The sequence below is a fragment of the Streptomyces sp. NPDC101118 genome (assembly GCF_044759445.1).
Classification (GTDB): domain Bacteria; phylum Actinomycetota; class Actinomycetes; order Streptomycetales; family Streptomycetaceae; genus Streptomyces.
Genome location: NZ_JBIVZG010000002.1, coordinates 1 through 23,564, shown reverse-complemented (window position 1 = coordinate 23,564; position 23,564 = coordinate 1). Strand labels below are relative to the sequence as shown.

Sequence of the window (23,564 nt, the reverse complement as noted above, 5' to 3'; positions counted from 1 at the left end):
GGTGACAATCCGGTTCATGGGAAACCCTCAAGTCTCGGTGGACCGGCAGGTCCACGCACCGCTGGAGCGCGTCTGGCGGGCCATGACCGACCTGGAGGCCATGCCGGCCCGGCTGAGCGGCGTGGAGGGCGTGGAGGTGCTCACGCCGGGCCCCTTCGGCGTGGGCACCCGATGGCGGGAGACCCGGCGGATGTTCGGCAAGCAGGCCACCGAGGAGATGTGGGTGACGGCCTGTGACGCGCCCACCCGCTACGTGGCCGAGGCGGACAACTCGGGGATGCACTACGTGTCGGAGTTCGTGCTGACGGAGACGGGGCCGGGCCGGACCAACATCCGGATGATCTTCTCCGCCCGGCCGCAGGAGGGGCACCGGATGCCGCTGGTCGCGCGCCTGCTGGGCGGGCTGGGCCGGCGGGCGGTGGCCAAGGCCATCGAGAAGGACCTGGCGGACGTGGCGGCACACGTCGAGGGCGGCACGGCGTAGGGGCGTCCGGGGAAGCCTCCGCCCGGGGCCTCCCGCACACGCGGGGGAGCCCCGGAGGCCGGCGCTTGGCCTCCGGGGCTCCCCGGGCCCTCCTCAGTGGTTCAGTAGCCGGGCTGCTCGGCGGGTGCCGGGACGGAGGAGCTCGGCGGGGCCGGCGGGGTGGAGGTGGATGCCGGAGCCGGCGGCTGCGACAGGGGCCGCTGCTCGGCCGGCGGCGCGGGCGCCGATGACTGCGCCGGGGTCTCCGAGTAGGGGGCGGGCGAGTCGGGCGAGGCCGGCGTCGTCTCGCCCGGCGGCGGCTTCAGCGGCGGACAGGGCGTCGGCGGCGTCTCCCCGGGCTTCAGCGACGGGGTCACGATGACGGTGCCTTCGAGGGACGGGCACGGCTTGGGCGTGGGCGTCGGGGGCGACGAGACGGAGGTCGACCCGGACGGGTAGCCGGACGTGGACTCCGAGGGCGACACCGACGGCGAGACCGACGGGGAGACCGAAGGGGACACGGACGGCGACACAGACGGCGAGGGGCTCGTCGGCGTGACGATCGGGGACGGCTTCGGCGGCGGGACCGGACGGTCGTGCTTGCCGTGTCCGCCGTGCTCCCGCTCGAACCACTTGCGGTCCTTGTGGTCGTAGATCACGAACTTGTAGACCACGGTGGTGGACGGCGCGATCACGACGACCTTCTGCGGCTGGTACGCGGCCCAGGGCTCGCCGTACCGCTTCGGGTCGGCCTGGAGCGGCACCGGCTGACCGAGCGGGTTGCCGCAGGCGCAGCGCACCCGGGGCACGCCGCGGTCGTCGACGAGCACGGCGGTGCCGGCCTGGAGCACGGCCTGGTAGGCGGTGGCCTCGCCGTTCTCGTAACCGTGGTTGGTCACCCGGGTGTCGCTGCGCAGCTGGAGCGGGGTGAGGGAGCGCAGGTAGTCGGGGACGTCCGAGGACTGGATGCCGAGGGCGGAGGCGAAGGCCGCGTTCTTCGGGGGCTGCGAGGTGAGGGAGGTGATCTGCTTCTCCACGTCGCAGGCGGCCACGTTCTGGGTGCCGCCGTAGAGACCGGGTGCGGAGCCGCTGACACTGCGGGTGGCCGCGGTCTGGCCGGTGGCGGTCGGGGACGCGGGCTGCGTGGTCTGCGTGCCCTGGGACTCCGGGATGACGGAGCCCTGGGCCGTGGAGTCGGTGAAGGGCGCCTCGCCGGTCGAGGCCGCGGGCTCCAGGAAGACCTCGCCGCTGGCCTGCGGGGTGTCGCCCCCGCCGCCGTCGGGACGGGTCAGCACGATCGCCAGCACGGCCGCCGCGACCACGGCGACGGCGGCGGTGGCGATCCGCGGCACCGACTTCCACCAGGGCTTCCCCCCGGGTTCCCCACCACCGGGCGCGCCGGGCCCGCCGCCGGACGGGCCGGACGGCCCGGAAGGGCCCGAGGGGGGTGGTCCGGGCGGGGTACCGGGAGGAGGCGTGGCGGCTCCCCCTTGGGAGGGTCCGGAGAGCGGACCTGAAGGGGGACCTGAGGGGCGGCCGGAAGACGGCCTGCCGGAGGGTTGTGTGGTCACGGGCTCTTCTTCCCAGGCGGAGGATTCGGTCTTCGAGACGGGCCCCCAGGGGGGACAAACCGGACTTCTTCACTCCTGCGGACCATTCTGTACGCCACCCGGACGGCCGCAAGTCCTGCAGGTCCGCGCCCCGCGCAACGAGCCGCAAAGCCGGAGACCGACGCGCAGCACCGACGGCAGAGCTCTGACCGGCACCGACCAGCCCCGGGCACGGCGAAGCCACGCCACAACCTCCCGACACGAGGGATTCGGCACCCACCGGGCCGTGAGATCCGCTGAGCGGAACTGCGGGCAGGTCATCCGCGGGTGCAGACGCCGGGAGGGCTCGGACCGGCATGACTCGCCCGCCGGCACGGCGAAAAGCACGCCGCGACCTCCCGGCACAAGGGAATCGGCACCTACCGGGCCGTGAGATCCGCGGAGCGGAACTGTCGACAGGTCATCCGCGGGTCGAGACGCCGGCAGGGCTCGGACCGGCACGAATCGCCCGCCAGCATGACGAAAAGCACGCCGCAGCCTCCCGGCACAAGGGAATCGGCACCTACCGGGCCGTGAGATCCGCGGAGCGGAACTGTCGACAGGTCATCCGCGGGCTCAGACGCCGGGAGGGCTCGGACCGGCATGATTCGCCCGCCGGCACGGCGAAAAGCATGCCGCGACCTCCCGGCACGAGGCAGTCGGCACCTACCGGGCCGTGAGATCCGCTGAGCGGAATTGTCGGCAGGTCATCCGCGGGTGCAGACGCCGGGAGGGCTCGGACCTGGCTGCTTCGGCAGTGCCGGCGGCATGATCAGCCCCGGACGGCCTGTCGGCCGCCGAGACGACGGGAGCGCGTAGCGATCGGTGGCGGCTTATGAACGGGCACGGACGGCCCGGAGGCCGCTGAGACGGCTGGTGGGCCTACGGACGGGGGTGCGCGCCCCGTGGGGCGGGGGCTGGGCGGGAGCGTTGGTGGGCGGAGGTCGTGCTGCCGTCTGGTGGGATGCTTCCTCCCCCGACGCCGGGCAAGGGCTCTGAGTGTGGTGGGTGGCTTGTGTTCCTCCGGGGCGTTTTTCGGGGGTTGTCCGCCGAGGGATTTTGCCTTCCGGACCGGGGTGGGCGGTCAAGGGTGACCCGAAGGGTCATCGCGCAGCGACGCGCAGCGCCCTTGAGGGCCCGCCCCGGTCCGGAAACCCTCGGTCGGCGGACAACCCCACGCCGGGCGGCATCTAGGCACAGGCCCCGCGGCCCCTCCGTGTTCGGGGGCTTTGGGTGCTGGCCGGTCTGGGGGGGACACCTCAGGCCTGACGGTGCCGGGTGCGATTCCCCGCACCAAGACGAGAGCCCCCGCCCCAAGGGGCGGACGCGACAGCGTCCGTAGGCCCACCAGCAGTCTCAGCGGCCTCCGGCCCGTCTGTGCCCCTTCATAAGCCGCCACAGATCGCTACGCGCTCCCGCCGTCACGGCGGCCGCCAGGCCGTCCGGGGCTGATCAGGGAGCCCACACTGCCATCAGTGCCGGGCCCGAGCCCTCCGGGCGTCTGGACCCGCGGATCACCTGTCGACAGTTCCGCTCAGCGGATCTCACGGCCCGGTAGGTGCCGGAGGCCTCGTGCCGGGAGGCCGCGGCATGCTTTTCGCCATGCCGGCGGGCGAATCATGCCGGTCCGAACCCTGCCGGCGTCTGCACCCGCGGATCACCTGCCCACAGTTCCGCTCAGCGGACCTCACGGCCAGGCAGGTGCCGGAGGCCTCGTGCCGGGAGGCTGCGGCGTGCTTTTCGTCATGCCGGCGGGCGAATCATGCCGGTCCGAGCCCTCCCGGCGTCTGGACCCGCAGATGACCGGTCGACAGTTCCGCTCCGCGGATCTCACGGCCCGGTAGGTGCCGATCCCCTCGCGCCGGGAGGCCGCGGCGTTGATTTCCCTGTACTGGTGGCCGGTTCAGGCTGGGGTCCGAGCCCTCCCGGCGTCTGGACCCGCGGATCACCTGCCCACAATCCCGCTCAACGGACCACACAGCCCAGCGGGCGCCGGCTGCCGCGGGTCGGGAGGCCGCGACGCTGTTCCGCCATGCCGATGGCGCGATTCATGCCGGATCCGAACCCTCCCGGCGTCTGCGCCCGCAGATGACCTGGCCACAGTTCCGCTCAGCGGACCTCTCGGCCCAGCAGGTGCCGGACGTCCCGTCCCCAGAGGCCGCGGCGTGCCTTTCCCCATGCCGGCAGGCGGTCCGTGCCGGACCCGAGCCCTCCCGGCGTTCTGGCCCGCGCATGACCCGCCCAGAATTCCGCCCGGCGGACCCCACGGCGGGCGGCCGTGAACCGGGAGCGTGGTGCGGGGCAGCGATGTCCGGCTCTCGCGCTCTCCGCGCCGCGCAGCCGCACCGCGGCCCGCCTCGACGGGCGGGCCGACCCCGGGGTGCTTACGGTGGCAGGGTGAGCCGGACGGCAGCGAACTCCCAGGGGGCCGCCACCCGCGCGGCCGCCGTGCACGGCTGGCGCGACGCGCTCCTCGCGGTGGTCGCCGGCTTCGCCGCGATGATCGTCACCGCCTCGCTCGGCCTCTGGGCGGCCGGCGCCGCCGACCTCCCCGAGGGCGCCTTCCCCCGGGTGGTCGCGGCCGTGGTCGTGATGGCGGCCGGCGGTTCCGTGGAGGTGTCCGGCGGTGCCGGGTTCCTCGCCGACGCCGACGCCTCGATCGTCGTACTCCCCCTCTCCGTCACCCTGGCGGGCGCACTCGCCGCCGGGTACTGCTTCGTCCGCCCGCTGCGGCACCGCGCCGTCGCCACCGCCGGCGAGCTGGGGCTGCGCGGCGCACAGCTGGTCCTGCTATGGCTGCTGGCCCTCGCCGGGTGCGCGGCCCTGGCCCGGCAGACCTTCGGCATCGACGTGGGCGACAACCCCCTGGGCGAGCTCGGCGAACTCCTGGACGCCTCCCCGTCCGTGGGCTTCCGGGCCGACATGGGCGCCACCCTCGGCTTCGGGCTGCTGTGGATCCTGGGCCTGCTGGTCCTGGCCCTGCTGGTGTCCCCGCGGGCCCCGCTGCCGGCCCGGCTGGTGCGCTTCCACGAGGCCGTGCGGCCGGCCGCCTCCGCCACGGTCCTGCTGCTCCTCGCGTACGTGCTGGTCGCCCTGGTCATCGGGCTGGTGGTCGCCGCCACCCGGGGGCACGTCGCCGAGACCTTCGCCGTGATCCTGCTGGGCCTGCCGAACATCGCCTGGCTCGGGTTCACCGTGGGGCTGGGCGGCGCGTGGGAGGGTCAGGTGCAGGGTCCGTTCGGGCTGCCGATGCCGCAGATCCTGGACGACGTGCTGCGCACCCCGGACGTCTCCCGCGTCGACCTCGGCACGCTCACCGAGTACGACGGCCGGGCCTGGTGGCTGCTGGTGGTCGCCGCGGTCCTGGTGCTGGGCGCCGCCGTGCTGACGGCCGTACGTTCCTCCGCCCGCGTCCGCCCCTGGCAGCACGCCCTGCGCTTCGGCGTGGCGCTGGCCCTGGCCGCGCTGGCCGTGTCGCTGCTGGGGAACGTCGAGGCGCGCTTCGGCCTCTCGCTGCTCGGCATCGGTGACGTGGACGGTCTCGGCGGCCGGGTGGAGCTGAGCCCGCTGTTCTGGCGGAACGTCGGCGTGGCGCTGCTGTGGGGCGCGGCCGCCGGATTCCTCGCCGGCCTGCTCGCCCCCCGCCTCCGCCACCACGGCGAGGCCCCGGCCAGGCCCCCGGGACGGGGGTCCTAGGAGCGCGCCGGAGACCGGAAGACCGGCAGGGCCCAGGGCGGGGGCGGCTGGGGCGGCCCGGGGGCCGGTTCGCCGGCGACCGGGGGCTCGGCGGACGGCGGGGGCGCCGCGGGCTCGACGGCCGCGCCGGCCAGCCGCAGGGCGGTGATGAAGCCCAGGCAGGTGTCGTAACGGTCCTCGGGCGACTTGGCCAGGGCCTTGGCGAGGACCTCGTCCACCGCGTGCGGGAGGTCCGAGCGGTGGGACGAGACCGGCGGCGGCGGGTCGTACTGGTGGGCCCACAGCAGGGCCAGGTCGTCGTCCCGCTGGAAGGGCGGGCCGCCGGTGAGGGTCTCGTACACCACGCAGGCCAGGCTGTAGACGTCGCAGCGCCCGTCCGTCGGCTTGCCCGAGATCTGCTCGGGGGCGACGTAGTCGAGGGTGCCGACGAACTGCCCGACGCTGGTGAATCCGGTCAGGGAGAGGGACTTCTTCGTCAGGCCGAAGTCGGTGAGGTAGACGTGCTCGGGGTGGTCACTGTCGGTGCCCTCGGCGACCAGGATGTTGCCGGGTTTGACGTCGCGGTGGACCAGGTCGTGGTCGTGGGCGGCGTCGAGGGCGGAGGCCACCTGGGCGGCGATGCGGGTCGCGGTCTTGAGGGGCAGCGGGCCGGTGCCGTCCAGCAGGTGGCGCAGGTCCTGGCCGGAGACGAAGCGCATGGCGATGAAGAGCACGCCCTCGGTCTCGCCCGCCTCGAAGACCGGCACGATGTGCGGGTGGTCGATGGCGGCCGCGACCCGTGACTCGTGGGCGAAGCGCTGCCGGAAGGTGTCGTTGCGGGCCAGTTCGGGGGCGAGCAGCTTGAGGGCGACCGTGCGTTCCAGGCGCAGGTCCCGGGCCCGGTAGACCACCGCCATGCCGCCGCGGCCGATCTCCGCCTCGACGCGGTAGCCGGCGATCTGCCGGCCTCGCAGGTCGGAGGCCCGGCCGCTGGGGAGTCCGGGGTCGGGGTCCTGCGCCATCACCGGTCACCGGGGCCGTCGGGCACGCCGGTCACCCGGGTGGGCTCGTGGCCGAGGGAGGGGGCGGGGCGGGTCTCGTCCTCGGAGCCGCCCCGCTCCGGTGCCGGGGTGGCGGCGGGCGGGGCTCCGGGTGCGGGCGGGGCCGCCGGGGGCGGTGTTCCGGCGGCGGGCGGGGTCTCGGGGGTGGCTCCGGAGAGCCGCTCCCCCGGTCCGGCGGCGGCGTAGGTGGTCAGCCGGCTGCCCTCGCCGTACATCCACCGGCCGGCCGAGTCGTCGTACACCCACACGTCCTCGCCGTCGACGACGATCCCGGTGCGCAGGCCGCGGGTGGCCCGCCGGAAGCCCTCCGCGTCGGTGCGGCCGGCGGCGAGGTCGGCGGCGGCGCGCCGGTAGCGTTCGAGGGCCTCGGCGCTGCGGTCGAGCAGCGGCTGGGGGTTCTCGGTGCGCGAGAGGGGCCGGCCGCCGGTCGGCGGCGCCTGGGGTACGGCGACCAGGAGCCGGCCGTCGACCCAGGCGCTCCAGCCGTTGGCGCACAGGATCTGCCCCCATTCGCCGCGCCGGGCCAGGAGCTGCACCGGCAGGAACGGGTCGAGCGGTTCGGTGGGCCGGGACACGTCCGGGGCCTCCCAGGCGGGCAGGCCCTCCTGGGGGACCACGTGCGTGGGGCGGAAGTCCGGGGCGTACGCGTCGTCGTATCCGGTCATGGAGGGCTACTTCCGCATGATGGCGGGCTCGTGGCGGCGCAGCAGCCGCGCGACCAGGACGCCGAAGAGCACGGACAGGGCCACGAGCATCCCGGCGCACAGCAGCCAGGTGCCCGTCTCGTGGTCGAAGAGGGGGTCGGTGCTGATCGGGCCGGGCACGATCCGCTCCAGCTCGATGGTGCCGGCCATCGCGCCGAGCGCCCACCGGGAGGGGATGAGCCAGGCGAGCTGTTCGATGCCGGGGACGCCGTGCAGTTTGAGCAGCGCCCCGCAGAAGACCACCTGCACGATGGCCAGCAGCACCAGCAGCGGCATGGTGACCTCCTCCTTGCGCACCAGGGCGGAGACGAGGAGGCCGAGCATCATGGCGGTGAAGGAGAGCAGGGCGACGGCGAAGGCGATCTCGGGCAGCGGGGGCAGCAGGACGCCCTTGCCACCCGGGGCGTTGAGGTTCACGCCGAGCAGGGCCACGAGGGTGAGGACGACGGCCTGGACGACCGTGATGGTGCCGAGCACCACGACCTTGGACATCAGGTAGGCGGAGCGGGAGAGGCCGACGGCTCTCTCGCGCTGGTAGATGGTGCGTTCCTTGACCAGTTCCCGTACGGCGTTGGCGGCGCCGGTGAGGACGCCGCCCACGCACAGGATGAGCAGCGCGTTCAGTGCCGTCTCCTGGGTGAGGGCGCTGCCGGCGAGGGCGCGGGCCATGGCGCCCATCACGAACGGCAGGGCGATCATGATGATCAGGAAGGTGCGGTCGGCGCTGAGGGCGGCGGCGTAGCGGCGGACCAGGGTGCCGAGCTGGGAGCCCCAGCTCTGCGCCTTGGGCGGGGGCGCGGCGGGCGGCGCCGGGGTGCCGGGGGTGCCGTCGGGGCCGGGGAGGCCTGCCTGGCGGGGCTGTCCGCCGGCGTCGGCGACGTACTGGCGGTGGTGGGACGAGGCCCGGTACTCCCCCGCCCAGTCGCGGTCCTGCTGGGTCTCGAAGGCTTCGAAGGCCTCGGGCCACTGGGTGAAGCCGAAGAACTCCAGGGTGTCTCCGGGCGGCCCGTAGTACGCGATGCGGCCCCCCGGCGCGAGGACCAGCAGCCGGTCGCACACGTCGAGGCTGAGCACGCTGTGGGTGACGACGATGACGGTGCGGCCGTCGTCCGCGAGTCCGCGCAGCATGTGCATCACGGAGCGGTCCATGCCGGGGTCGAGGCCGGAGGTGGGTTCGTCGAGGAAGAGCAGGGAGGGCTTGGTCAGCAGTTCCAGCGCGACGGAGACGCGCTTGCGCTGGCCGCCGGAGAGGCTGTGGATGGGCTGGTCGACGCGCTGGGTGAGGCCGAGTTCGTGGATGACCTCGGTGACCCGGGCCTCGCGTTCGGCCGGGTCGGTGTCCTGCGGGAAGCGGAGCTCGGCGGCGTAGGCCAGGGCCCGGCGGACGGTGAGCTGGGCGTGCAGGATGTCGTCCTGGGGCACGAGGCCGATGCGGCTGCGGAGCTCGGCGTAGTCGCGGTAGAGGTCGCGGCCGTCGTAGAGGACGGTGCCCTGGTCGGCGGGGCGGAGCCCGGTGAGGGCGCCGAGCAGCGTGGACTTGCCGGCGCCGCTGGGGCCGACCACGGCGAGCAGGCACTTCTCGCCGACCGGGAAGGACACGTGGTCGAGGAGGACCTTGCGGCCGTTGTCGACGGCGACTGCGAGGTCCTGGACGTCGAGGGAGACCTCGCCGGTGTCGACGTACTCCTGGAGCTGGCCGTCGACGAGGCAGAAGGCGGAGTGGCCGATGCCGACGATGTCTCCGGGGCCGACGACGGCGTGGTGGACGAGGGCGCCGTTGAGGAAGGTGCCGTTGTGGCTGCCGAGGTCGATGATCTCGTGGCCGCCCTCGGGCAGGGCGCGCAGTTCTGCGTGGTGCCGGGAGACGACGAGGTCGTCGATGAGCAGGTCGTTGTCGGGGGCGCGGCCGATCCGGACGGTGGTCTGCGGCAGCGGGCGGACGGAGCTGGGTGCCCGGAAGGTGCCGGTCATCCGCGGGTTGGCGACGGCGGACAGCGCGGCGCCCCGGCCGGGTGGGGCCGGTGGTGCGGCGGACAGCACGGCGCGGGGCCCGTCCTCGGCGCTGCCGAAGCGGATGACGCTGCCGGGGCCGACGCCCCACTCGTGGACGCGGCGGCCGTCGGCGTAGGTGCCGTTGGTGCTGTGCTCGTCCTCCAGGGTCCAGTGGTCGCCGTCGGGGCGCAGGACCGCGTGGTGCCAGGAGACGCGCGCGTCGTCGAGGAAGATCTCGCTGAGCGGGTCCCTGCCGACGTGATAGGTCCGGCCGGGGCTCATGACGGTGGAGCCCCCGTCGGTCTCGAGAACGAGCTCGGGCGCAGTCGGCGCGCCGGGACGCTCAACCATGACTGGATTTTCCCACGATCCTTTCGGGCTGGCATCGTCGCAGGTCAGAGGGCTCTTATAGGTAATGACAACGGTCACCGGTGCAGCCTTTGCCTTCGTGGCGGCGGTGCGCTTCACTGCACGGGTCGAGGGCAGACGCACACGGGTACGAGAACCGAACCGGGGGACCTCATGGGCGCACACGACCACGCGCACGCAGACGGGCACGACCACGCACGCGACGCCGCGGACGGCCGCGAGGACGGCCACGCCGGTCCCGGTCACCGTCACGATCACGGAGGGCAAGGTCACGGAGGGCACGGTCACGGCGGGCACTCCCACGGGGTGGCCGAGAACGCCGACCGGCGCTGGCTGACCCTGGCGCTCACCCTCATCGGCACGTTCATGGCCGTCGAGGTCGTCGTGGCCGTGTTCGCCCGCTCGCTGGCGCTGCTGTCCGACGCCGCGCACATGCTGACCGACGCCGCCTCGATCGTGCTCGCGCTGATCGCGATGCGGCTGGCGGCCCGGCCGGCCCGCGGCGGGTTCACGTACGGGCTGAAGCGCGCGGAGATACTCTCCGCCCAGGCCAACGGCCTCACCCTGCTGCTGCTCGCGGCCTGGCTCGGCTACGAGGCCGTACGGCGGCTGCTCGACCCGCCCGAGGTGCACGGCGGTCTGGTCCTGGTGACGGCGCTCGCGGGCATCGCCGTGAACGTGGCGGCGGCTTGGTGCATCTCGAAGGCGAACCGCACCTCGCTCAACGTCGAGGGCGCCTACCAGCACATCCTGAACGACCTGTTCGCCTTCATCGGCACGGCCGTGGCGGGCCTGGTCGTGCTGCTCACCGGCTTCGTGCAGGCCGACGCGATCGCCACGCTCGTGGTGGTGGCGCTGATGGTCAAGGCCGGGTACGGGCTGGTGCGCGAGTCCGGGCGGATCTTCCTGGAGGCCGCCCCGGCGCACCTCGACCCGGACGCGGTCGGCGACCGGCTGGTCGGGCTGGCACCGGTCACCGAGGTGCACGACCTGCACATCTGGACGATCACCTCCGGCGAGGCCGCGCTGTCCGCGCACATCCTCGTCGAGCCCGCGGGCGACTGCCACGCGGTACGCCGCGACCTGGAGCGGCTGCTCCGGGAGGAGTACGGAATCGGCCACACCACCCTCCAGGTGGACCACGCGGCGGAGGAGCTGCTCAGCGTGGGGCTCGCCGGCGCGGCGGACGGCGGCCCGCACTGCGCCGCGCCGCACGGTCCGGTCCACCGCGAGGGCCCGCACGGGCACTGACGCCGCCCGGGCGGTTTCCCGCGGACACCGGGCGGGCCCTGCGGGCCGCCGGGCACCATGGGGCCATGACGCCGAAACGCAGTGCCGGACTGCTGCTCTTCCGCAGGACCGGTGGGGACCCGACCGGATTCGACGTACTGCTCGGGCACATGGGCGGTCCCTACTACGCCGACCGGGACGCGCGGGCCTGGTCGATCCCCAAGGGCGAGTACGGCCCGGAGGAGACCGCCTGGGACGCGGCCCGCCGGGAGTTCGAGGAGGAACTGGGGCTGGCACCGCCGGAGGGCGAGTACCTGGAGCTCGGCGAGGTGACCCAGGCCAACCGCAAGATCGTGACGGTCTGGGCGGTGGAGGCGGAGCTGGATCCGGCGGCCGTGCGGCCGGGCACCTTCCGGATGGAGTGGCCGCCCTTCTCGGGCCGGTACGAGGACTTCCCGGAGATCGACCGGGCGGCCTGGTTCCCCCGCGAGGAGGCCCGCGGGAAGCTCGTCGCGGCTCAGGGTGCGTTCCTCGACCGACTGGCTGAAACCCTCACCCACCTGGCAGAGGATTGACCGTTCGGTGACCCGACCGTGACGTGTCAACCAGCACACCCTCGTGAACATTACAAATATGACGATCGTCGTGCTGGTGGGAACACTGGACACCAAGGGCGTGGAGTACGGCTGGTTGCGCGAGCGGCTGCGGCGCACCGGCGTGGAGACGGTAGTGGTCGACGCGGGGGTGATGGGGGAACCCCGGGTGCCGGCGGACGTGCCCCGGGCCGAGGTGGCCCGGGCCGCGGGAGTGGACCTGACGGAGCTGCGGGCGGCCGGTGACCGGGGGGAGGCCGTGACCGCCATGGCCCGCGGCGCCGCCGCGACGGTCTTGAGGCTGCACGCCGAGGGCCGGCTGCACGGAGTGCTGGCCATCGGTGGCAGCGGGGGCACCTCCATCGCCTCACGGGCGATGCGGGCGCTGCCCCTCGGGGTGCCGAAGCTGATGGTGTCGTCGATGGCGTCGGGGGACGTCTCGGCGTACGTCGGAGCAACGGACATCACGATGATGTACAGCGTCGTGGACATCGCGGGCATCAATTCGGTCTCGGCCCCGGTGCTGGCGAACGCGGCGGACGCGATCGCCGGGATGGCCCGCGGCTTCGCCGAGTCCTCCCGCGCGGTGGACACGGCCGATCTGGGCGACGGCCGGCCGCTGGTCGCGGCGAGCATGGCGGGGGTGACCACCCCCGGTGTGGACGCGGCCCGCGAGCGGCTGACCGAACTGGGCTACGAGGTGCTGGTCTTCCACACCAGCGGCGCGGGCGGCCGCACGCTGGAGCACCTCGCCGGCCAGGGCCTGTTCGCCGGGGTGCTGGACCTGACGCTCAGCGAACTCGCCGACGACCTGTGCGGCGGGGTGCTGACGGCCGGCCCCGACCGGCTCAGCGCGGCCGGGCGGTGCGGCACCCCGCAGGTGGTGAGCCTGGGGGCGCTGGACATGGTGAAGTTCGGGCCCCTGGACACCCTGCCGGAGCGGGTGCGCTACCGGCGGGTGCGGGTGCACAACCCGTCGATCACCGTGATCAGGACCACCGAGGCGGAATGCGCGGAGCTGGGCCGCCGGGTGGCGGCGAAGCTGCGTGCGGCGACCGGGCCCACGGCGGTGTGCGTGCCGCTGCGGGGGCTGTCGACGCTGGGCGCGCCGGGCGGCCCGTACCACGATCCGCGCGCCGACCAGGCACTGTTCGGGGCGCTGCGGGAGGGGCTCCGCGACAGCGCGGCCGAGTGCTTCGACTACGACACCCACATCAACGATCCCGTGTTCGGCCGGGCGGCGGCGGACCGGCTGCACGCGATGATCGGGACCCACGACCGGGTGGCGCCCGCCTCCGGCTGACTCCCCCGGGCCCGCGGCGGGGCGGTGCGCGTGCGCTCCCGCCGCGGGCCGGTCACGGGTTGGAACCGGCCGTGGCGGAAATCGTGTCTGGTGAGGTGTCCGACACGGCAGACGCCACGGCAGGGGGCGCGATGGACGGGTGGACGGTCCCCGGGTACACGGAGACCAGGGAGCTGGGTTCCGGCGGCAGCGGCCGCGTGGTGCTGGCCGTGCACGACACGACCGGCACCCCGGTCGCGGTGAAGTACCTCAGCGAGCGGTTCCGCCGGGACCCCGCCTTCGTACGGGAGTTCCGGGCGGAGGCGCGGCTGCTGGGCGGCCTGCGGTCGCCGTACGTGGTGGGCCTGTACGAGTACGTGGAGGCGCCCGGCGGCGCCGCCATCGTGATGGAGCTGGTCGACGGGATCGCGCTGCGCGCGCTGCTGGCCCAGGAGGGCCGGACCGATCCCGAGCCCGCGCTGGTGGTGCTGAAGGGCTCGCTGCTGGGCCTGGCGGCCGCGCACCGGGCCGGTGTGGTGCACCGCGACTACAAGCCGGAGAACGTGCTGGTGGCGGCCGACGGCTCGTCGAAGCTGGTGGACTTCGGCATCGCGGCGGGCCGGGGCAGCACGCCCGGGGTGGCGGGCACGCCCGCGTACATGGCGCCCGAACAGTGGCAGGGGCAGCCGGCTTCCCCCGCGGCGGACGTGTACGCGGCCACGGCCGTGTTCTTCGAGTGCCTGACCGGGCGCAAGCCGTTCCGCGGGGAGAACTTCGCGGAGCTGGCCCTCCAGCACATCGAGGCGCCCGTGCCCGAGGAGGAGGCTCCCGAGCCGGTACGCCCGCTGATCCGGCGGGGACTGGCCAAGGCGCCCGGGGAACGGCCCGGGGACGCCGAGGAGTTCGTGGCCGAGCTGGAGGCGGTCGCCGGGGCGGCGTACGGGCCGGACTGGGAGCGGCGCGGACAGCGCAGGCTGGCCGCGGTGGCGGCGCTGCTGCCGCTGCTGTTCCCCTCGGCGGGCGGTCCGCCGGCGGTCGGCACGACGGCACTGGCCGAGACCTCGCTGGGCGGCGACGGGAGTTCGCTGGGGGCGTGGCAGCCGGGCCGGCGCGGCTGGCTGGCGGCCGGGCTGTCGCTGGTGACGGGCGCGGTGCTGGTGTTCGCCTCGCAGGCGGCCGGCGGCGAGCCCCACGGCCGCGAGGCGGTCAGCGTGTTCGCGACGACCAGTGCCTCCCCGGGCACGACGGCCCCCGGGCCGACCGGCTCGCCGGGGCCCTCGCCCTCCCCGTCCCCCTCCGTCGAGGCATCGCCGAGCGCCTCGCCCGGGGCTACCACGACCTCGCCGGCCCCGTACCCGACGGCCACCGCCACCACCTGGCCCACGGTCACCCCGAGCACGGCCACGGCCTGGCCGACCACGACGCCGACCCCGACCTGGACGGACCCGCCGCCCACCACGCCGCCGCCGACCACCGAGCCGCCCGCGCCGACGGTGTACGTCCGGGCGGTGGGGGTCTCCTCCTTCCGGCAGACCGGGGTGGGCACCGGCGAGGCGAAGGTGGCGGTCAAGACCGAGGGCGAGGGGGCGGTGACCGTCACCGTCGAGTGGTTCACCAGCGACGAGCAGGGCCACCTGGGCGCCTCCGAGGGCTCGCAGTCCTTCCCGTACGAGGGGTCCGCGCTGACCGTCACGCACACCTTCACCGGCGGCGGCTGCTACTGGGGCGTGCGCGCCACGACCCGGCCGGCCGCCGACAACGGGTCCTCCGTCCAGCAGGTCTTCATCAGGCGGTGCACGATCACTTGACGTCCTCCCCGCCTCAACGGGTGGGGTTTCCCGCCTGGCTGCCGGTGGTGACCGGCTGGGCCTTCGGGTGGGTTCCCCGTTCGACGGGCCGTGCCTGGCGTGGGATCTCCACTCCGGGTCTTACCGGGCCTCCAGGGGCGTTTAGCCTCTCCGCCCGTCCGGCGGCGAGGATCACACGCGACGCATTGAGGTCACGATCATGCTCGGTACCGCAGCCCTCGCACCGCCAGGTGCGCACGTGCAGCGGCTTCCTCCCGCCCACCACCCAACACACCGAACACGTCTGGGAGGAGGGCAGCCAGCGCGACACCACCCCGACGTGCCGGCCGTACCAGGCGGCCTTCTCCTCCAGGACGCGGCGGAACATGCCCCAGGCTGCATCGTGGACGGACTTCGCAAGGCGGGTGCGCGCACGGCGCAGGAAGCGGGGGTTGTCGATCACAGTGCCGTCGGACAGGACGGCGTAGTGGGTCAGGCCCAGGTCGATGCCGACCTCGGCCTCCACCGGCGGGAGTGTCTCGGGCTCGACGTCCACCACGAACGAGGCGAAGTACCGGCCCGAGGGGTCCTTGACCACGGTCACGCTGGACGGGGCAGCGGGCAGGGGACGGGACCAGCGCACGCGCACGTCACCGATCTTCGCGAGGTTCAGCCGTCCGTTGTCCCGCAGCCGGAACCCGTTCTTCGAGAACCGGACCGACTGCCGGCTGTCCTTCTTCGACTTGAACACCGGCAGACCCATACGACGACCGGGCCGCTTCCCCGACACCGACGCGAAGAAGTTCGCGTAGGCGCTGTCGAGGTCCCGGAGAGAGGACTGGAGCGCGTCCACGGACACCTCCGCGAGCCATGCCCGCTCGGGCGTGCGCTTCGCGTCGGTGATCACCCGCTTCGCCAGAGTTCCCGTTGGAATCTTCGACCGGTCCGCCTTCCAGGCGGCCTTACGGGCGGCCAGCGCATCGTTGAAGACCACCCGGGCGCAGCCGAACGTACGGGCCAGCGCAAGACGCTGACCCGCAGTGGGATCGATCCGGAAGGTGTACCGCAGATGCACGCACGCAACCTGCCGGCCGCCACTGACAACGCCGTTCCGCCCAGCGGGCGAACCGGCCTTCCCTGCCCCGCTCCGCGGGTGCTTCGTTTCCTCCCCGGCCTGAAGGCCGGGGTATCCACGAAGGAGTCCCGATGAACGATCCGCGGATTCCCTACGCGCCCGAGCCGGAGCCGGCGGCCGAGGCGGAGTACAGCGCGACGGTGCTGGGCAGCCACTGGTTCGACGGCCCGGTGCCGGACGGGCACGCGACGACGGTACGGGAGCCCCGGGTGCCCGGCGGCACGGACGGGGACGGGGACGGGGACGTGACGGTGCCCGTACCGGTGCCGGAGGTGGTCCCGGACCGGGTGGAGGGCTCGGTGCTGCGCTTCGGGCCCGGGGTGACGGCCGGGGCGGGACAGCGGTCCCCCGGCATCGGCACCACCCAGGTCTGGCACGGCGGCACGCTCGGCGGCGCACCGCCGCCGCGCCCGTCGCGCTGGGCGGGGCTGCGCCGGTACACCCTCGCCGCCGTGGTGCTGCTTGCGGTGCTGGTGTACCTGGGCTGGCAGCGGTACGGGCCCACGGTCGGGGTCCGGTCGGTGGCGGTGCAGACGGCCGCGGAGGGGCCCGGCTGTGACTCGGCTGCCGACGTGGTGGCGGTCGTGCGGACCGACGGCCGGCCGGGGACGCTCACGTACCGCTGGGTCAGGAACGACGGGTCGCGCTCGGACGTGCTGGAGGAGCGGGTGGCGCGCGGGCAGCGCGAGGCCCGGCTGCACCTGCTGTGGACGTTCCGCGGCGAGGGCGTGTACCGGGCGCGGGCGGAGCTGGTGCTGCTCACGCCGGAACACCGCACGGCGGCCGGGGAGTTCGTCTACCGCTGCGGTGGCTGAGGGCGGGGCGGGCACGGGCCGGCCCCGGCGCGACGGGGGTCGCGCCGGGGCCGGGTGCGGGGACTCAGCAGACGGGGATGCTGTTGAGGTTCTCCGCGTACCGGGCCGAGATCCAGCCACGGCCGTCGGCGAGCTTGTACCAGACCTTGTTGCCGTCCACGCTCTGACCGTTCTTGGTCTTGCACTGGACGCCGACCGTCGTGCCGTTGGCGATCCGGCCGCTCTTGGCGTGCGCGGTGCTCGGGCCGGAGCGGATGTTCAGCGAGCCGTCAGAGGACACGATCCGGGCCGAAAGCTTGTTGGTCTTGGGCGTCTTGCCCTTGTCCTTGCCCTTGTCCTTGTCCTTGCCCTTGTGGTCCTTGCCCTTGCCGTGCTTGCCCTTGCACTTGCAGTCGCCCTTCGGGCCCTGCGGTCCCGGCTTGCCCTGCGGTCCCGCGGGACCGGGGTTGCCCTGGGGACCCTGCGGACCCGCAGGACCCTGCTGGCCGTTCTCGCCGCGCGGGCCGCGGTAGCCGTCCTTGCCCTTGTCGCCCTTGGGGCCCTGCGGACCAGCCGGACCCTGGGGGCCGGCGGGACCCTGCGGACCGCCCGCCGGACCCGACGGACCCTGCGGTCCCTGCGGACCGGCCGGGCCGGCGGGACCCTGCGGACCCTGGACGCCGTTCTCACCCTTCGGCCCCGCCGGACCCTGCGGACCGGCCGGGCCGGCCGGACCCTGCGGACCACCCGACGGGCCCTGCGGTCCCTGCGGACCGGCCGGACCCTGCGGACCGGCCGGGCCGGCCGGACCCTGCGGACCACCCGACGGACCTTGCGGTCCCTGCGGACCGGCCGGACCCTGAGGACCCTGAGGGCCACCGGGACCCTGCGGACCGGCCGGACCCTGGTCTCCCTTGTCGCCCTTGTCGCCCTTGGGACCCTGCGGTCCGGGGGGCCCGGGCTTGCCCTTGTCCCCGTGCTTGCCGTGCTTGCCGTCCTTGCCGTGCTCGCCCTTGTCACCCTTGTCGCCCTTGTCACCCTTGGGGCCCTTCGGACCCTCGGGGCCGGTGACCGGGGTGGCGACCGCGTACGGCACCTCGTCGTCGGAGTCGACGGACCACTGCCCGCCGTCGAGCGTCGTGCCCTCCGGCGCGTCCGCGGCGACCTTCACCGCCACCGCGAGCCGGGTCTGCTCCCGCTCCGGGAACACGAACCCGGCGCGGGTGGCCGCGTTGCACGTGAGCTGGCGCAGGTCCGCCGAGCGGTCGCACGGCACCGTTGCGCGCTGCCCGCCCCAGGTGATGCCCGACTCGGGGAAGGTCACGTGCTCCGGGGCGATGATCCGGAAGGAGGAGCTGTACGCGGGGTCGGCCCCGTTGGAGGCCACGATGACGACCCGGCCGGTCTTGCCCGGGGCGATCGAGGGCACGTACGGCTGGGAGAAGCGGATGTTCTCGGAATCGGCGAGGGCCGGCGCGGCCGGCAGCAGACACGTCGCGGTCACGGCCGCGACGACCAGCGCGGCGGACGTGGAGCGGGCAGCAGACAAGAGCGTTCCTCTGCGTGCGTGAGTGAACCGGCGCGCAGCCGTCTGGCGCGGTCGGCCGGTTGGGCGGGAAGCCACCCCTAGTTAAGGACGCCCGGTTCCGCAACTCACGCGCGGCACGGGTGTGATCACTCGGAAGCCGCAGCGGGGACCGCCGGTCAGGCGAAGGTGACGTCGGTGAACAGGTCGTCGAGCGCACGGTGGGCCACCCGTACGGGCGTCACGCGGACCAGCAGGTCGCGGGCGGCGGCCGCCAGCGGGTGGGTGAGCTGCACGGCCCGGCCGGCGCGACGGGCGCGCAGGGCGATGGCGTTGGTGCGCCGGTGGCGGGCCCTGGTGTACGCGGCCAGCGCGGCCGGCACGTCGGAGTGCGCGTCGCCGTCGCCGACGAGCCGGGCGAGCACCACGGCGTCCTCGATGGCCTGGCAGCCGCCCTGGCCCAGATTGGGCGTCATGGCGTGGGCGGCGTCGCCGAGCCAGGCCAGCCGTCCCTCGTGGAAGCGGGGCAGCGGCGCGGCCAGGTCGTACAGGTCGTGGTGGAGCACCTTCGCCGGGTCGGTCCGCTCCAGGAGTGCGGGGATCGGGTCGTGCCAGGCGCCGAAGCGGCGGAGCAGTTCGGCGCGGTGGTCGGCGTACGAACTGCCCTCGGGGGCCAGCGCCGTGCCGTACACGTACACCTGGCCGTCGGCGAGCGGGACGACGCCGAAGCGCTCACCGCGGCCCCAGGTCTCGGCGACGGCCAGGCCGGGGAGGCCGGTGCCGGGCACGACGGTCCGCCAGGCGGCCTCCCCGCTGTAGTGCAGCCCCGGATGGCCGGGGAAGTGCCGGCGGCGCAGCGCGCTGTGGATGCCGTCGGCGGCCACGACCAGGTCGGCGGTGAGCTCGCCGTCCGGGGTGCGGACGACGGGGTGGGCGGTGCCGGTTCCGGCGACCTCCGTGACGGCGGCGCCGAACCGGACGGTGCCCGCGGGCAGGGCGCCGGCGAGCGCCTCGGCGAGGGCGGGCCGGTGGACGGCGAGCGGGGCGCGGCCGTAGCGGGCGGTGAGCGCGGCGGAGTCTCCGCGGTTCAGCCAGCGGCCGTCGGGGCGCCTGATGCCCATGTCGGCGACGGCCGCGTCGCCGGCCCAGTCCGCGGCCGGCGCGCCGATGGCCTCCAGGGCGCGCAGGCCGTTCGGGGCGAGGACGATACCGGCGCCGGCTGCGGAGAGCTCCGCCGCCCGCTCCAGGACGGTGACCCGCCAACCCCTTCGGGACAGGGCCACCGCGGCCGTCAGCCCGCCGATGCCCGCTCCCGCCACCACCGCGTGCCGCTGGGTCATGGCCGTTCCCCTCTCGTTGCACGGAAATCCGCCGGATCCTCTACATCCGTAGAGGCCGATGCCCTCACTCTACAGCTGTAGAGTGAGGGCATGTCCACCACCTCCGCCCGGGGCCCCGCCGACGGTCCCGCCCCCGCCCGGCCCGGCACCGACCGCCGCACGCTCATCGCCGACGCCGCGATCGCCACGGTGGCGGCCGCGGGGCTGCGGGGGCTGACGCACCGCGCGGTGGACACCGCCGCGGGGCTGCCGGCCGGGAGCACCTCGTACTACTTCCGGACGCGCACGGCCCTGCTCGGGGCCTGCTTCGAGCGACTGGCGGAGCTGGACCTCTCCGACTTCGACGCCCGCGACGGCGCACCGCCCCCGGCCGTGCCGGCGGGGCCCGCGGAGGCCGCGGACCTGATGGCGGACGTGCTGCACCGGTGGCTGACCACGGGCCGCGAACGGCAACTGGCCCGCTACGAGCTGAGCCTGGAGGCGGCGCGGAACCCGGAACTCGGGGCGCGGCTCCACGAGGCGGGCCGCGGCGCGCGCGACGGCGCGGCCGCCCTGCTCGCCGCCCTGGGCGCGGAGCGGCCGCGGGAGGCGGCGGAGGCGCTGGTCGCGTGGACGGACGGGGTGCTGTACGACCGGCTGGCCGGCGCCCTCGCCCACACCCGCCCGGCTCCCACCAGGGAGGAACTGCGGGCCCTGGCGGACGTGATGGTACGGGCGGCCCTGACGGTCTGAGGGAACCTACGCGGTCTGAGAGAACCGACGGCCGGGGTCAGGCGTGCGGGAGGCGGATGACGGCCCTGCCGCCGTCGAGGTCGACCCGGGTGCGGGGCGGAGCGCCGTCCTCCTCGTCGTCGCGCATGACCAACGCGCTCTGGCGTTCCTTGAGTTCGTTCTGCTTGCCCGGGGAGAAGCTGGCGTGCAGCTGCTCGAAGCCGGTGGACGCCACCTGGCCCTGCCGCCCGTTCCACCGCCAGGGCAGCAGCCCGGCGCGTCCGGCGCGCACGAGCGCCAGGTCGAGGAAGGCCATGGCGGTGAGCAGCACGGCGAGCCCCGGCAGCGTCATGAAGACGACGAACCCCATCCCGCTCCTCCGCCCGTGTCCCGGCCCGCGCGACAGGCGCCTGTGGCACCCCCGGACGACGCGCCCGCGCGGCACGCCCGTACGGCGTGCCCTCGGGTCGACCGTAACCCATGCCCACGGCCGGCCGGCAGGGCACCGGGCTCGTCCCTTCGGCCGGGGCCGGTCTGCCCGGACGGCCGAGGCGGCGGGCGGGCCCGCGCTGGTTGACTCGAAGACGCACGGGACACCGGCCCGTTCCGCGGAGCACCCCCTTCCGCGGGCCGCCGGAACCCTCCCGTGGGCACCGGTCGTGCCGCGTTCCAGCCGGCGACACACCCCCAACGGAACGCGGCCGTTCCGCGCGCACCACGCGCGGAAGGCCCGCAGTGCTTTGGGGAGTGCTGCGGGCCACAACGGGTGGTCGCCGCACCCACGCCCGCGAGTCGGGGCCTCCTCCTCAGGAGCGGGCGTGGGCGGTGATGTCCTGCTCAGAACCTCGCGTGGGCGGTGATGTCCGCCTCGAACTCCCCCGTCATCGCCGGGGTGACCGTCGGCCGGCACTGCGCCACGGCCGCCAGGTAGTCCTCGGTGCTCGCGCCGGGCGGCGGCAGCAGCGCGCCGGACCGGCTCCCGACGGCCTCCAGGTCCCGCTCGAACGACACCTGCGCCGCGATCCGCGCCGCGTGCTCGATGTCCGCGGGCGTGAACAGCTCCGTCTCCGCCACCAGCGCCGCCACGTCGACGTCCGGCCGCCCGGCCGTGTACCGGGACCAGATCGCGGCCCGCGCCCCGGCGTCCGGGGTGCCGATCGGGATCAGGTAGTCGAAGCGGCCCGGCCGCAGGAACGCCGGGTCCAGCGAGCGGATGGAGTTGGTGGCGCACACCAGCAGCCGCTCGTCGCCCTCACGGAAGCCCGGGATGAGCTTCAGCAGCTCGTTCGTCACCCCGTGCATGCCGCCCGGCTGGACCGGCTCGGTGCGCACCGGGGCGATCTCCTCGACCTCGTCGATGAAGACCAGCACCCGCTCCAGCTCGGCGACCCGGGCGAAGGCGTCGCGCAGAGCGGTCGCCAGGTTGCCCTCGTCGGCCAGCCGGGACGGGAAGAGCTCGACGAAGGGCCAGCCGAGCCGGGAGGCGATGGCGCGGGCGAAGGTGGTCTTGCCGGTGCCGGGCGGGCCGAAGAGCGTGATCGCGCGGGGCGGCCGGACGCCGTGCTGCGCGGCCCGCTCGGGCTCGGCGAGCGGCAGGACGACCCGGCGCTCGATGAGGTCCTTCTCCTTCTCCATCCCGGCGACCCCGGTCCACAGGTCGTTCGGCAGGAAGCGGCCCCCGAGGTCGTCGAGGAGGCCCGCGGCGGGCCCGTGCAGGGGCTCGGTCTTCTCGAAGTACGCGACCGCCGGCTGCCGGGTGTAGCCGGCGTTGAGCAGTCCCTCGCCCAGCAGGTCCTCCTCGGGCAGGACGTACGCGATCCTGCCCACCCGGGCGGCGATCAGGCGCCGCTCCAGCTCGACGAGGAGGGCGCTGGCCAGGCCCCGGCCGCGCCAGCCGGAGTTGATGGCGATCCGCATCACCCAGGCCCGCTCCCCCGCGACGCAGGCGAGGGCCGCGCCGATGGGGACGCCCTGGTGGACGGCGACGACGGCGGGCTGCCGGTCGGTCAGCGCGCTGATGCACTCGGCGAGCGAGAAGACGGACTCCTGCCCGAGCTCGGCCGTGGTGTCGATGAGATGGACCACCGCGGCGAGATCGCTCTCGCGGTAGTCGTGGATCAGCCAGTTCACCGGTACCGCCCCTCGTTCGTGCTCCTGCGGCGAGGCTAGGCGGGCGCGGGCGGCGGGCTCGTCCGACAGGTTGCACAAAGCGGAGCCGGGCATCCCGCCGTCGCGTCGATAGACGGGGGAGGTTCGGCGGGGAATGTCCGGGTCCGTACGGCCGGGCAGCCGAATTCACAGGCGATTCATATGGAATACCGGCCTCCGGTCATAGCCTTCTGGCACAGGCTCGGGGCATGATCCGCCGCATGCTCATCCGTCAGGCCGGGCGCGCCCGCACCGCCGTGCGCGTGCTCGCGGCGATGACCCCGCTCGTCGCCCTGCTCACCACGGGAGGTGCCGCACACGGCACCCACCTCCCGCTGGGCACGACCGTGCGGGCGGCGGCGACGGAGGACAGCGACCGGGTCGGCGCCCTCTTCACGGGCGGCCTCGACGGCGGGCACTTCTGCACGGCGTCAGTGGTGCGCAGCGCCGGCCGGAACCTGATCGCCACCGCCGCCCACTGCCTCGGCGGCGGCGAGGTGGCCGACACCGTCTTCGCGCCCGGCTACCGCGAGGGCGAGGCGCCGTACGGGGTCTGGCGGCTGACCGCCGCGTACGTGGCCGACAGCTGGACCGAGGACGAGGACCCGGACGCGGACGTGGCCTTCGCGACCGTGGCCCCACTGGACGGCCGGCAGGTCGAGGACGTGCTGGGCGGCTTCCCGGTCGCCACGGAGGAGCCCGGCGACGTGGCGGTCACGGTGATCGGTTACCCGCGCACGGACGCCGCGCCGCTGCTCTGCACCAACACGACCACGCTGTTCGACGACACCCAGCGGCGCGTCGAGTGCCCCGACTACAGCGGCGGGACCAGTGGCAGCCCGTGGCTGACCGCGCGGGGCGCCCTGGCGGGCGTACTGGGCGGTTACGAGGGCGGCGGGACCGTACCGGACGTCTCGTACAGCGCCGTCCTGGGCCCGACCGCCCACGCGCTGTACCGCGAGGCGGCGATGCCGGGCGGGTGAAGGTGCTTGCCACATCGCGGCACGCTGCACCGAAGACTGGCCCGAGCCGGGGATGGCCGAAGGCCAGGACGAAGTGCTCCAGCCCCCCGGGGGGCCCCGGCGGGGGCCGGGCCGGCCGCCGGCCGCCCCCGCGGGGGTCCGGTGGGTCAGGCGGCCGCCGGGCCCCGCCCCCCCCGCGACACC

The 23,564-nt window shown here is 74.5% G+C and carries 18 protein-coding genes; 9 read left to right on the top strand and 9 right to left on the bottom strand.

Annotated elements, in window-relative coordinates:
- The first annotated feature begins 16 nt into the window (after nucleotides 1–16).
- Nucleotides 17–484: an SRPBCC family protein gene (locus ACIQUQ_RS03075; RefSeq protein WP_403970673.1), complete on the top strand. Its 468-nt coding sequence runs from the start codon at nucleotides 17–19 to the stop codon at nucleotides 482–484.
- A gap of 101 nt (nucleotides 485–585) precedes the next feature.
- Here the strand turns inward: ACIQUQ_RS03075 and ACIQUQ_RS03070 are convergent, their stop codons facing one another.
- Nucleotides 586–2,034, bottom strand: coding sequence for a DUF6777 domain-containing protein (locus tag ACIQUQ_RS03070; RefSeq protein ID WP_403970670.1), 1,449 nt, complete (start codon nucleotides 2,032–2,034; stop codon nucleotides 586–588).
- Nucleotides 2,035–4,449: 2,415 nt separating this feature from the next.
- On the opposite strand from ACIQUQ_RS03070, the gene ACIQUQ_RS03065 reads away from it, so the two are divergent.
- The gene (locus tag ACIQUQ_RS03065) at nucleotides 4,450–5,748 is read left to right on the top strand and encodes a streptophobe family protein (RefSeq protein ID WP_403970667.1); all 1,299 of its coding nucleotides are present in this window, start codon (nucleotides 4,450–4,452) and stop codon (nucleotides 5,746–5,748) included.
- Here the strand turns inward: ACIQUQ_RS03065 and ACIQUQ_RS03060 are convergent.
- Genes ACIQUQ_RS03060 through ACIQUQ_RS03050 form a run of 3 tightly spaced genes read right to left on the bottom strand, consistent with a single transcriptional unit; the run spans nucleotide 5,745 to nucleotide 9,835 of the window.
- Nucleotides 5,745–6,749: a serine/threonine-protein kinase gene (locus ACIQUQ_RS03060; protein ID WP_403970664.1), complete on the bottom strand. Its 1,005-nt coding sequence runs from the start codon at nucleotides 6,747–6,749 to the stop codon at nucleotides 5,745–5,747. The genes ACIQUQ_RS03065 and ACIQUQ_RS03060 overlap by 4 nt on opposite strands.
- Nucleotides 6,749–7,453 carry a hypothetical protein gene (locus tag ACIQUQ_RS03055; RefSeq protein ID WP_403970661.1) on the bottom strand — a complete coding sequence of 235 codons (705 nt, stop codon included), beginning with the start codon at nucleotides 7,451–7,453 and terminating at the stop codon, nucleotides 6,749–6,751. Before ACIQUQ_RS03055 ends, ACIQUQ_RS03060 begins: the two co-directional genes overlap by 1 nt.
- A 6-nt stretch (nucleotides 7,454–7,459) precedes the next feature.
- Nucleotides 7,460–9,835: an FHA domain-containing protein gene (locus ACIQUQ_RS03050; RefSeq protein WP_403970658.1), complete on the bottom strand. Its 2,376-nt coding sequence runs from the start codon at nucleotides 9,833–9,835 to the stop codon at nucleotides 7,460–7,462.
- Between the two features lie 171 nt (nucleotides 9,836–10,006).
- Here ACIQUQ_RS03050 and ACIQUQ_RS03045 point away from each other — a divergent pair, with 171 nt between their 5' ends.
- From ACIQUQ_RS03045 to ACIQUQ_RS03030, 4 genes are all read left to right on the top strand, one after another.
- Nucleotides 10,007–11,104 (top strand): cation diffusion facilitator family transporter, encoded by a 1,098-nt coding sequence (locus tag ACIQUQ_RS03045; RefSeq protein WP_403970655.1) that lies wholly within the window; start codon nucleotides 10,007–10,009, stop codon nucleotides 11,102–11,104.
- A 65-nt stretch (nucleotides 11,105–11,169) separates the two neighbouring features.
- Nucleotides 11,170–11,658 carry an NUDIX domain-containing protein gene (locus tag ACIQUQ_RS03040; protein ID WP_403970652.1) on the top strand — a complete coding sequence of 163 codons (489 nt, stop codon included), beginning with the start codon at nucleotides 11,170–11,172 and terminating at the stop codon, nucleotides 11,656–11,658.
- A gap of 58 nt (nucleotides 11,659–11,716) precedes the next feature.
- A complete protein-coding gene (locus ACIQUQ_RS03035) occupies nucleotides 11,717–12,979 on the top strand; it encodes a Tm-1-like ATP-binding domain-containing protein (RefSeq protein WP_403970649.1) in 1,263 nt (420 codons plus the stop codon).
- Between the two features lie 131 nt (nucleotides 12,980–13,110).
- Nucleotides 13,111–14,766 (top strand): serine/threonine-protein kinase, encoded by a 1,656-nt coding sequence (locus ACIQUQ_RS03030; RefSeq protein WP_403971776.1) that lies wholly within the window; start codon nucleotides 13,111–13,113, stop codon nucleotides 14,764–14,766.
- A 13-nt stretch (nucleotides 14,767–14,779) separates the two neighbouring features.
- Here the strand turns inward: ACIQUQ_RS03030 and ACIQUQ_RS03025 are convergent, their stop codons facing one another.
- Entirely contained in the window at nucleotides 14,780–15,820 is a 1,041-nt protein-coding gene (locus ACIQUQ_RS03025) for an RNA-guided endonuclease InsQ/TnpB family protein (protein ID WP_403970646.1), read from the bottom strand.
- Nucleotides 15,821–15,951: 131 nt separating this feature from the next.
- Between ACIQUQ_RS03025 and ACIQUQ_RS03020 the strand changes: the two genes are divergently transcribed.
- Nucleotides 15,952–16,695: a hypothetical protein gene (locus ACIQUQ_RS03020; RefSeq protein WP_403970643.1), complete on the top strand. Its 744-nt coding sequence runs from the start codon at nucleotides 15,952–15,954 to the stop codon at nucleotides 16,693–16,695.
- A gap of 64 nt (nucleotides 16,696–16,759) precedes the next feature.
- On the opposite strand, the gene ACIQUQ_RS03015 is transcribed toward ACIQUQ_RS03020, so the two are convergent.
- Entirely contained in the window at nucleotides 16,760–18,223 is a 1,464-nt protein-coding gene (locus ACIQUQ_RS03015) for an SH3 domain-containing protein (RefSeq protein ID WP_403970640.1), read from the bottom strand.
- A gap of 155 nt (nucleotides 18,224–18,378) precedes the next feature.
- Nucleotides 18,379–19,539 (bottom strand): FAD-dependent monooxygenase, encoded by a 1,161-nt coding sequence (locus tag ACIQUQ_RS03010; protein ID WP_403970637.1) that lies wholly within the window; start codon nucleotides 19,537–19,539, stop codon nucleotides 18,379–18,381.
- Between the two features lie 90 nt (nucleotides 19,540–19,629).
- Between ACIQUQ_RS03010 and ACIQUQ_RS03005 the strand changes: the two genes are divergently transcribed.
- Entirely contained in the window at nucleotides 19,630–20,271 is a 642-nt protein-coding gene (locus ACIQUQ_RS03005; RefSeq protein WP_403970634.1) for a TetR/AcrR family transcriptional regulator, read from the top strand.
- Between the two features lie 37 nt (nucleotides 20,272–20,308).
- Here the strand turns inward: ACIQUQ_RS03005 and ACIQUQ_RS03000 are convergent, their stop codons facing one another.
- Both ACIQUQ_RS03000 and ACIQUQ_RS02995 read right to left on the bottom strand, forming a co-directional pair.
- Nucleotides 20,309–20,620, bottom strand: coding sequence for a DUF6191 domain-containing protein (locus tag ACIQUQ_RS03000; RefSeq protein ID WP_403970628.1), 312 nt, complete (start codon nucleotides 20,618–20,620; stop codon nucleotides 20,309–20,311).
- A 467-nt stretch (nucleotides 20,621–21,087) separates the two neighbouring features.
- On the bottom strand, nucleotides 21,088–22,380 hold the full coding sequence (locus ACIQUQ_RS02995; RefSeq protein ID WP_403667151.1) for a GNAT family N-acetyltransferase: 1,293 nt from the start codon (nucleotides 22,378–22,380) through the stop codon (nucleotides 21,088–21,090).
- A 239-nt stretch (nucleotides 22,381–22,619) separates the two neighbouring features.
- Here ACIQUQ_RS02995 and ACIQUQ_RS02990 point away from each other — a divergent pair, with 239 nt between their 5' ends.
- Nucleotides 22,620–23,381: a trypsin-like serine peptidase gene (locus ACIQUQ_RS02990; RefSeq protein ID WP_403970625.1), complete on the top strand. Its 762-nt coding sequence runs from the start codon at nucleotides 22,620–22,622 to the stop codon at nucleotides 23,379–23,381.
- The last annotated feature ends 183 nt before the right edge of the window (nucleotides 23,382–23,564 follow it).

Coding starts and splice junctions, on each gene's coding strand:
- ACIQUQ_RS03075 (WP_403970673.1), top strand. CDS start 17: ATGGGAAACCCTCAAGTCTCGGTGGACCGGCAGGTCCACGCACCGCTG.
- ACIQUQ_RS03055 (WP_403970661.1), bottom strand. CDS start 7,453: ATGACCGGATACGACGACGCGTACGCCCCGGACTTCCGCCCCACGCAC.
- ACIQUQ_RS03010 (WP_403970637.1), bottom strand. CDS start 19,539: ATGACCCAGCGGCACGCGGTGGTGGCGGGAGCGGGCATCGGCGGGCTG.
- ACIQUQ_RS03030 (WP_403971776.1), top strand. CDS start 13,111: ATGGACGGGTGGACGGTCCCCGGGTACACGGAGACCAGGGAGCTGGGT.
- ACIQUQ_RS03045 (WP_403970655.1), top strand. CDS start 10,007: ATGGGCGCACACGACCACGCGCACGCAGACGGGCACGACCACGCACGC.
- ACIQUQ_RS03005 (WP_403970634.1), top strand. CDS start 19,630: ATGTCCACCACCTCCGCCCGGGGCCCCGCCGACGGTCCCGCCCCCGCC.
- ACIQUQ_RS03035 (WP_403970649.1), top strand. CDS start 11,717: ATGACGATCGTCGTGCTGGTGGGAACACTGGACACCAAGGGCGTGGAG.
- ACIQUQ_RS03040 (WP_403970652.1), top strand. CDS start 11,170: ATGACGCCGAAACGCAGTGCCGGACTGCTGCTCTTCCGCAGGACCGGT.
- ACIQUQ_RS03020 (WP_403970643.1), top strand. CDS start 15,952: ATGAACGATCCGCGGATTCCCTACGCGCCCGAGCCGGAGCCGGCGGCC.
- ACIQUQ_RS03060 (WP_403970664.1), bottom strand. CDS start 6,749: ATGGCGCAGGACCCCGACCCCGGACTCCCCAGCGGCCGGGCCTCCGAC.
- ACIQUQ_RS03000 (WP_403970628.1), bottom strand. CDS start 20,620: ATGGGGTTCGTCGTCTTCATGACGCTGCCGGGGCTCGCCGTGCTGCTC.
- ACIQUQ_RS03050 (WP_403970658.1), bottom strand. CDS start 9,835: ATGGTTGAGCGTCCCGGCGCGCCGACTGCGCCCGAGCTCGTTCTCGAG.
- ACIQUQ_RS02990 (WP_403970625.1), top strand. CDS start 22,620: ATGCTCATCCGTCAGGCCGGGCGCGCCCGCACCGCCGTGCGCGTGCTC.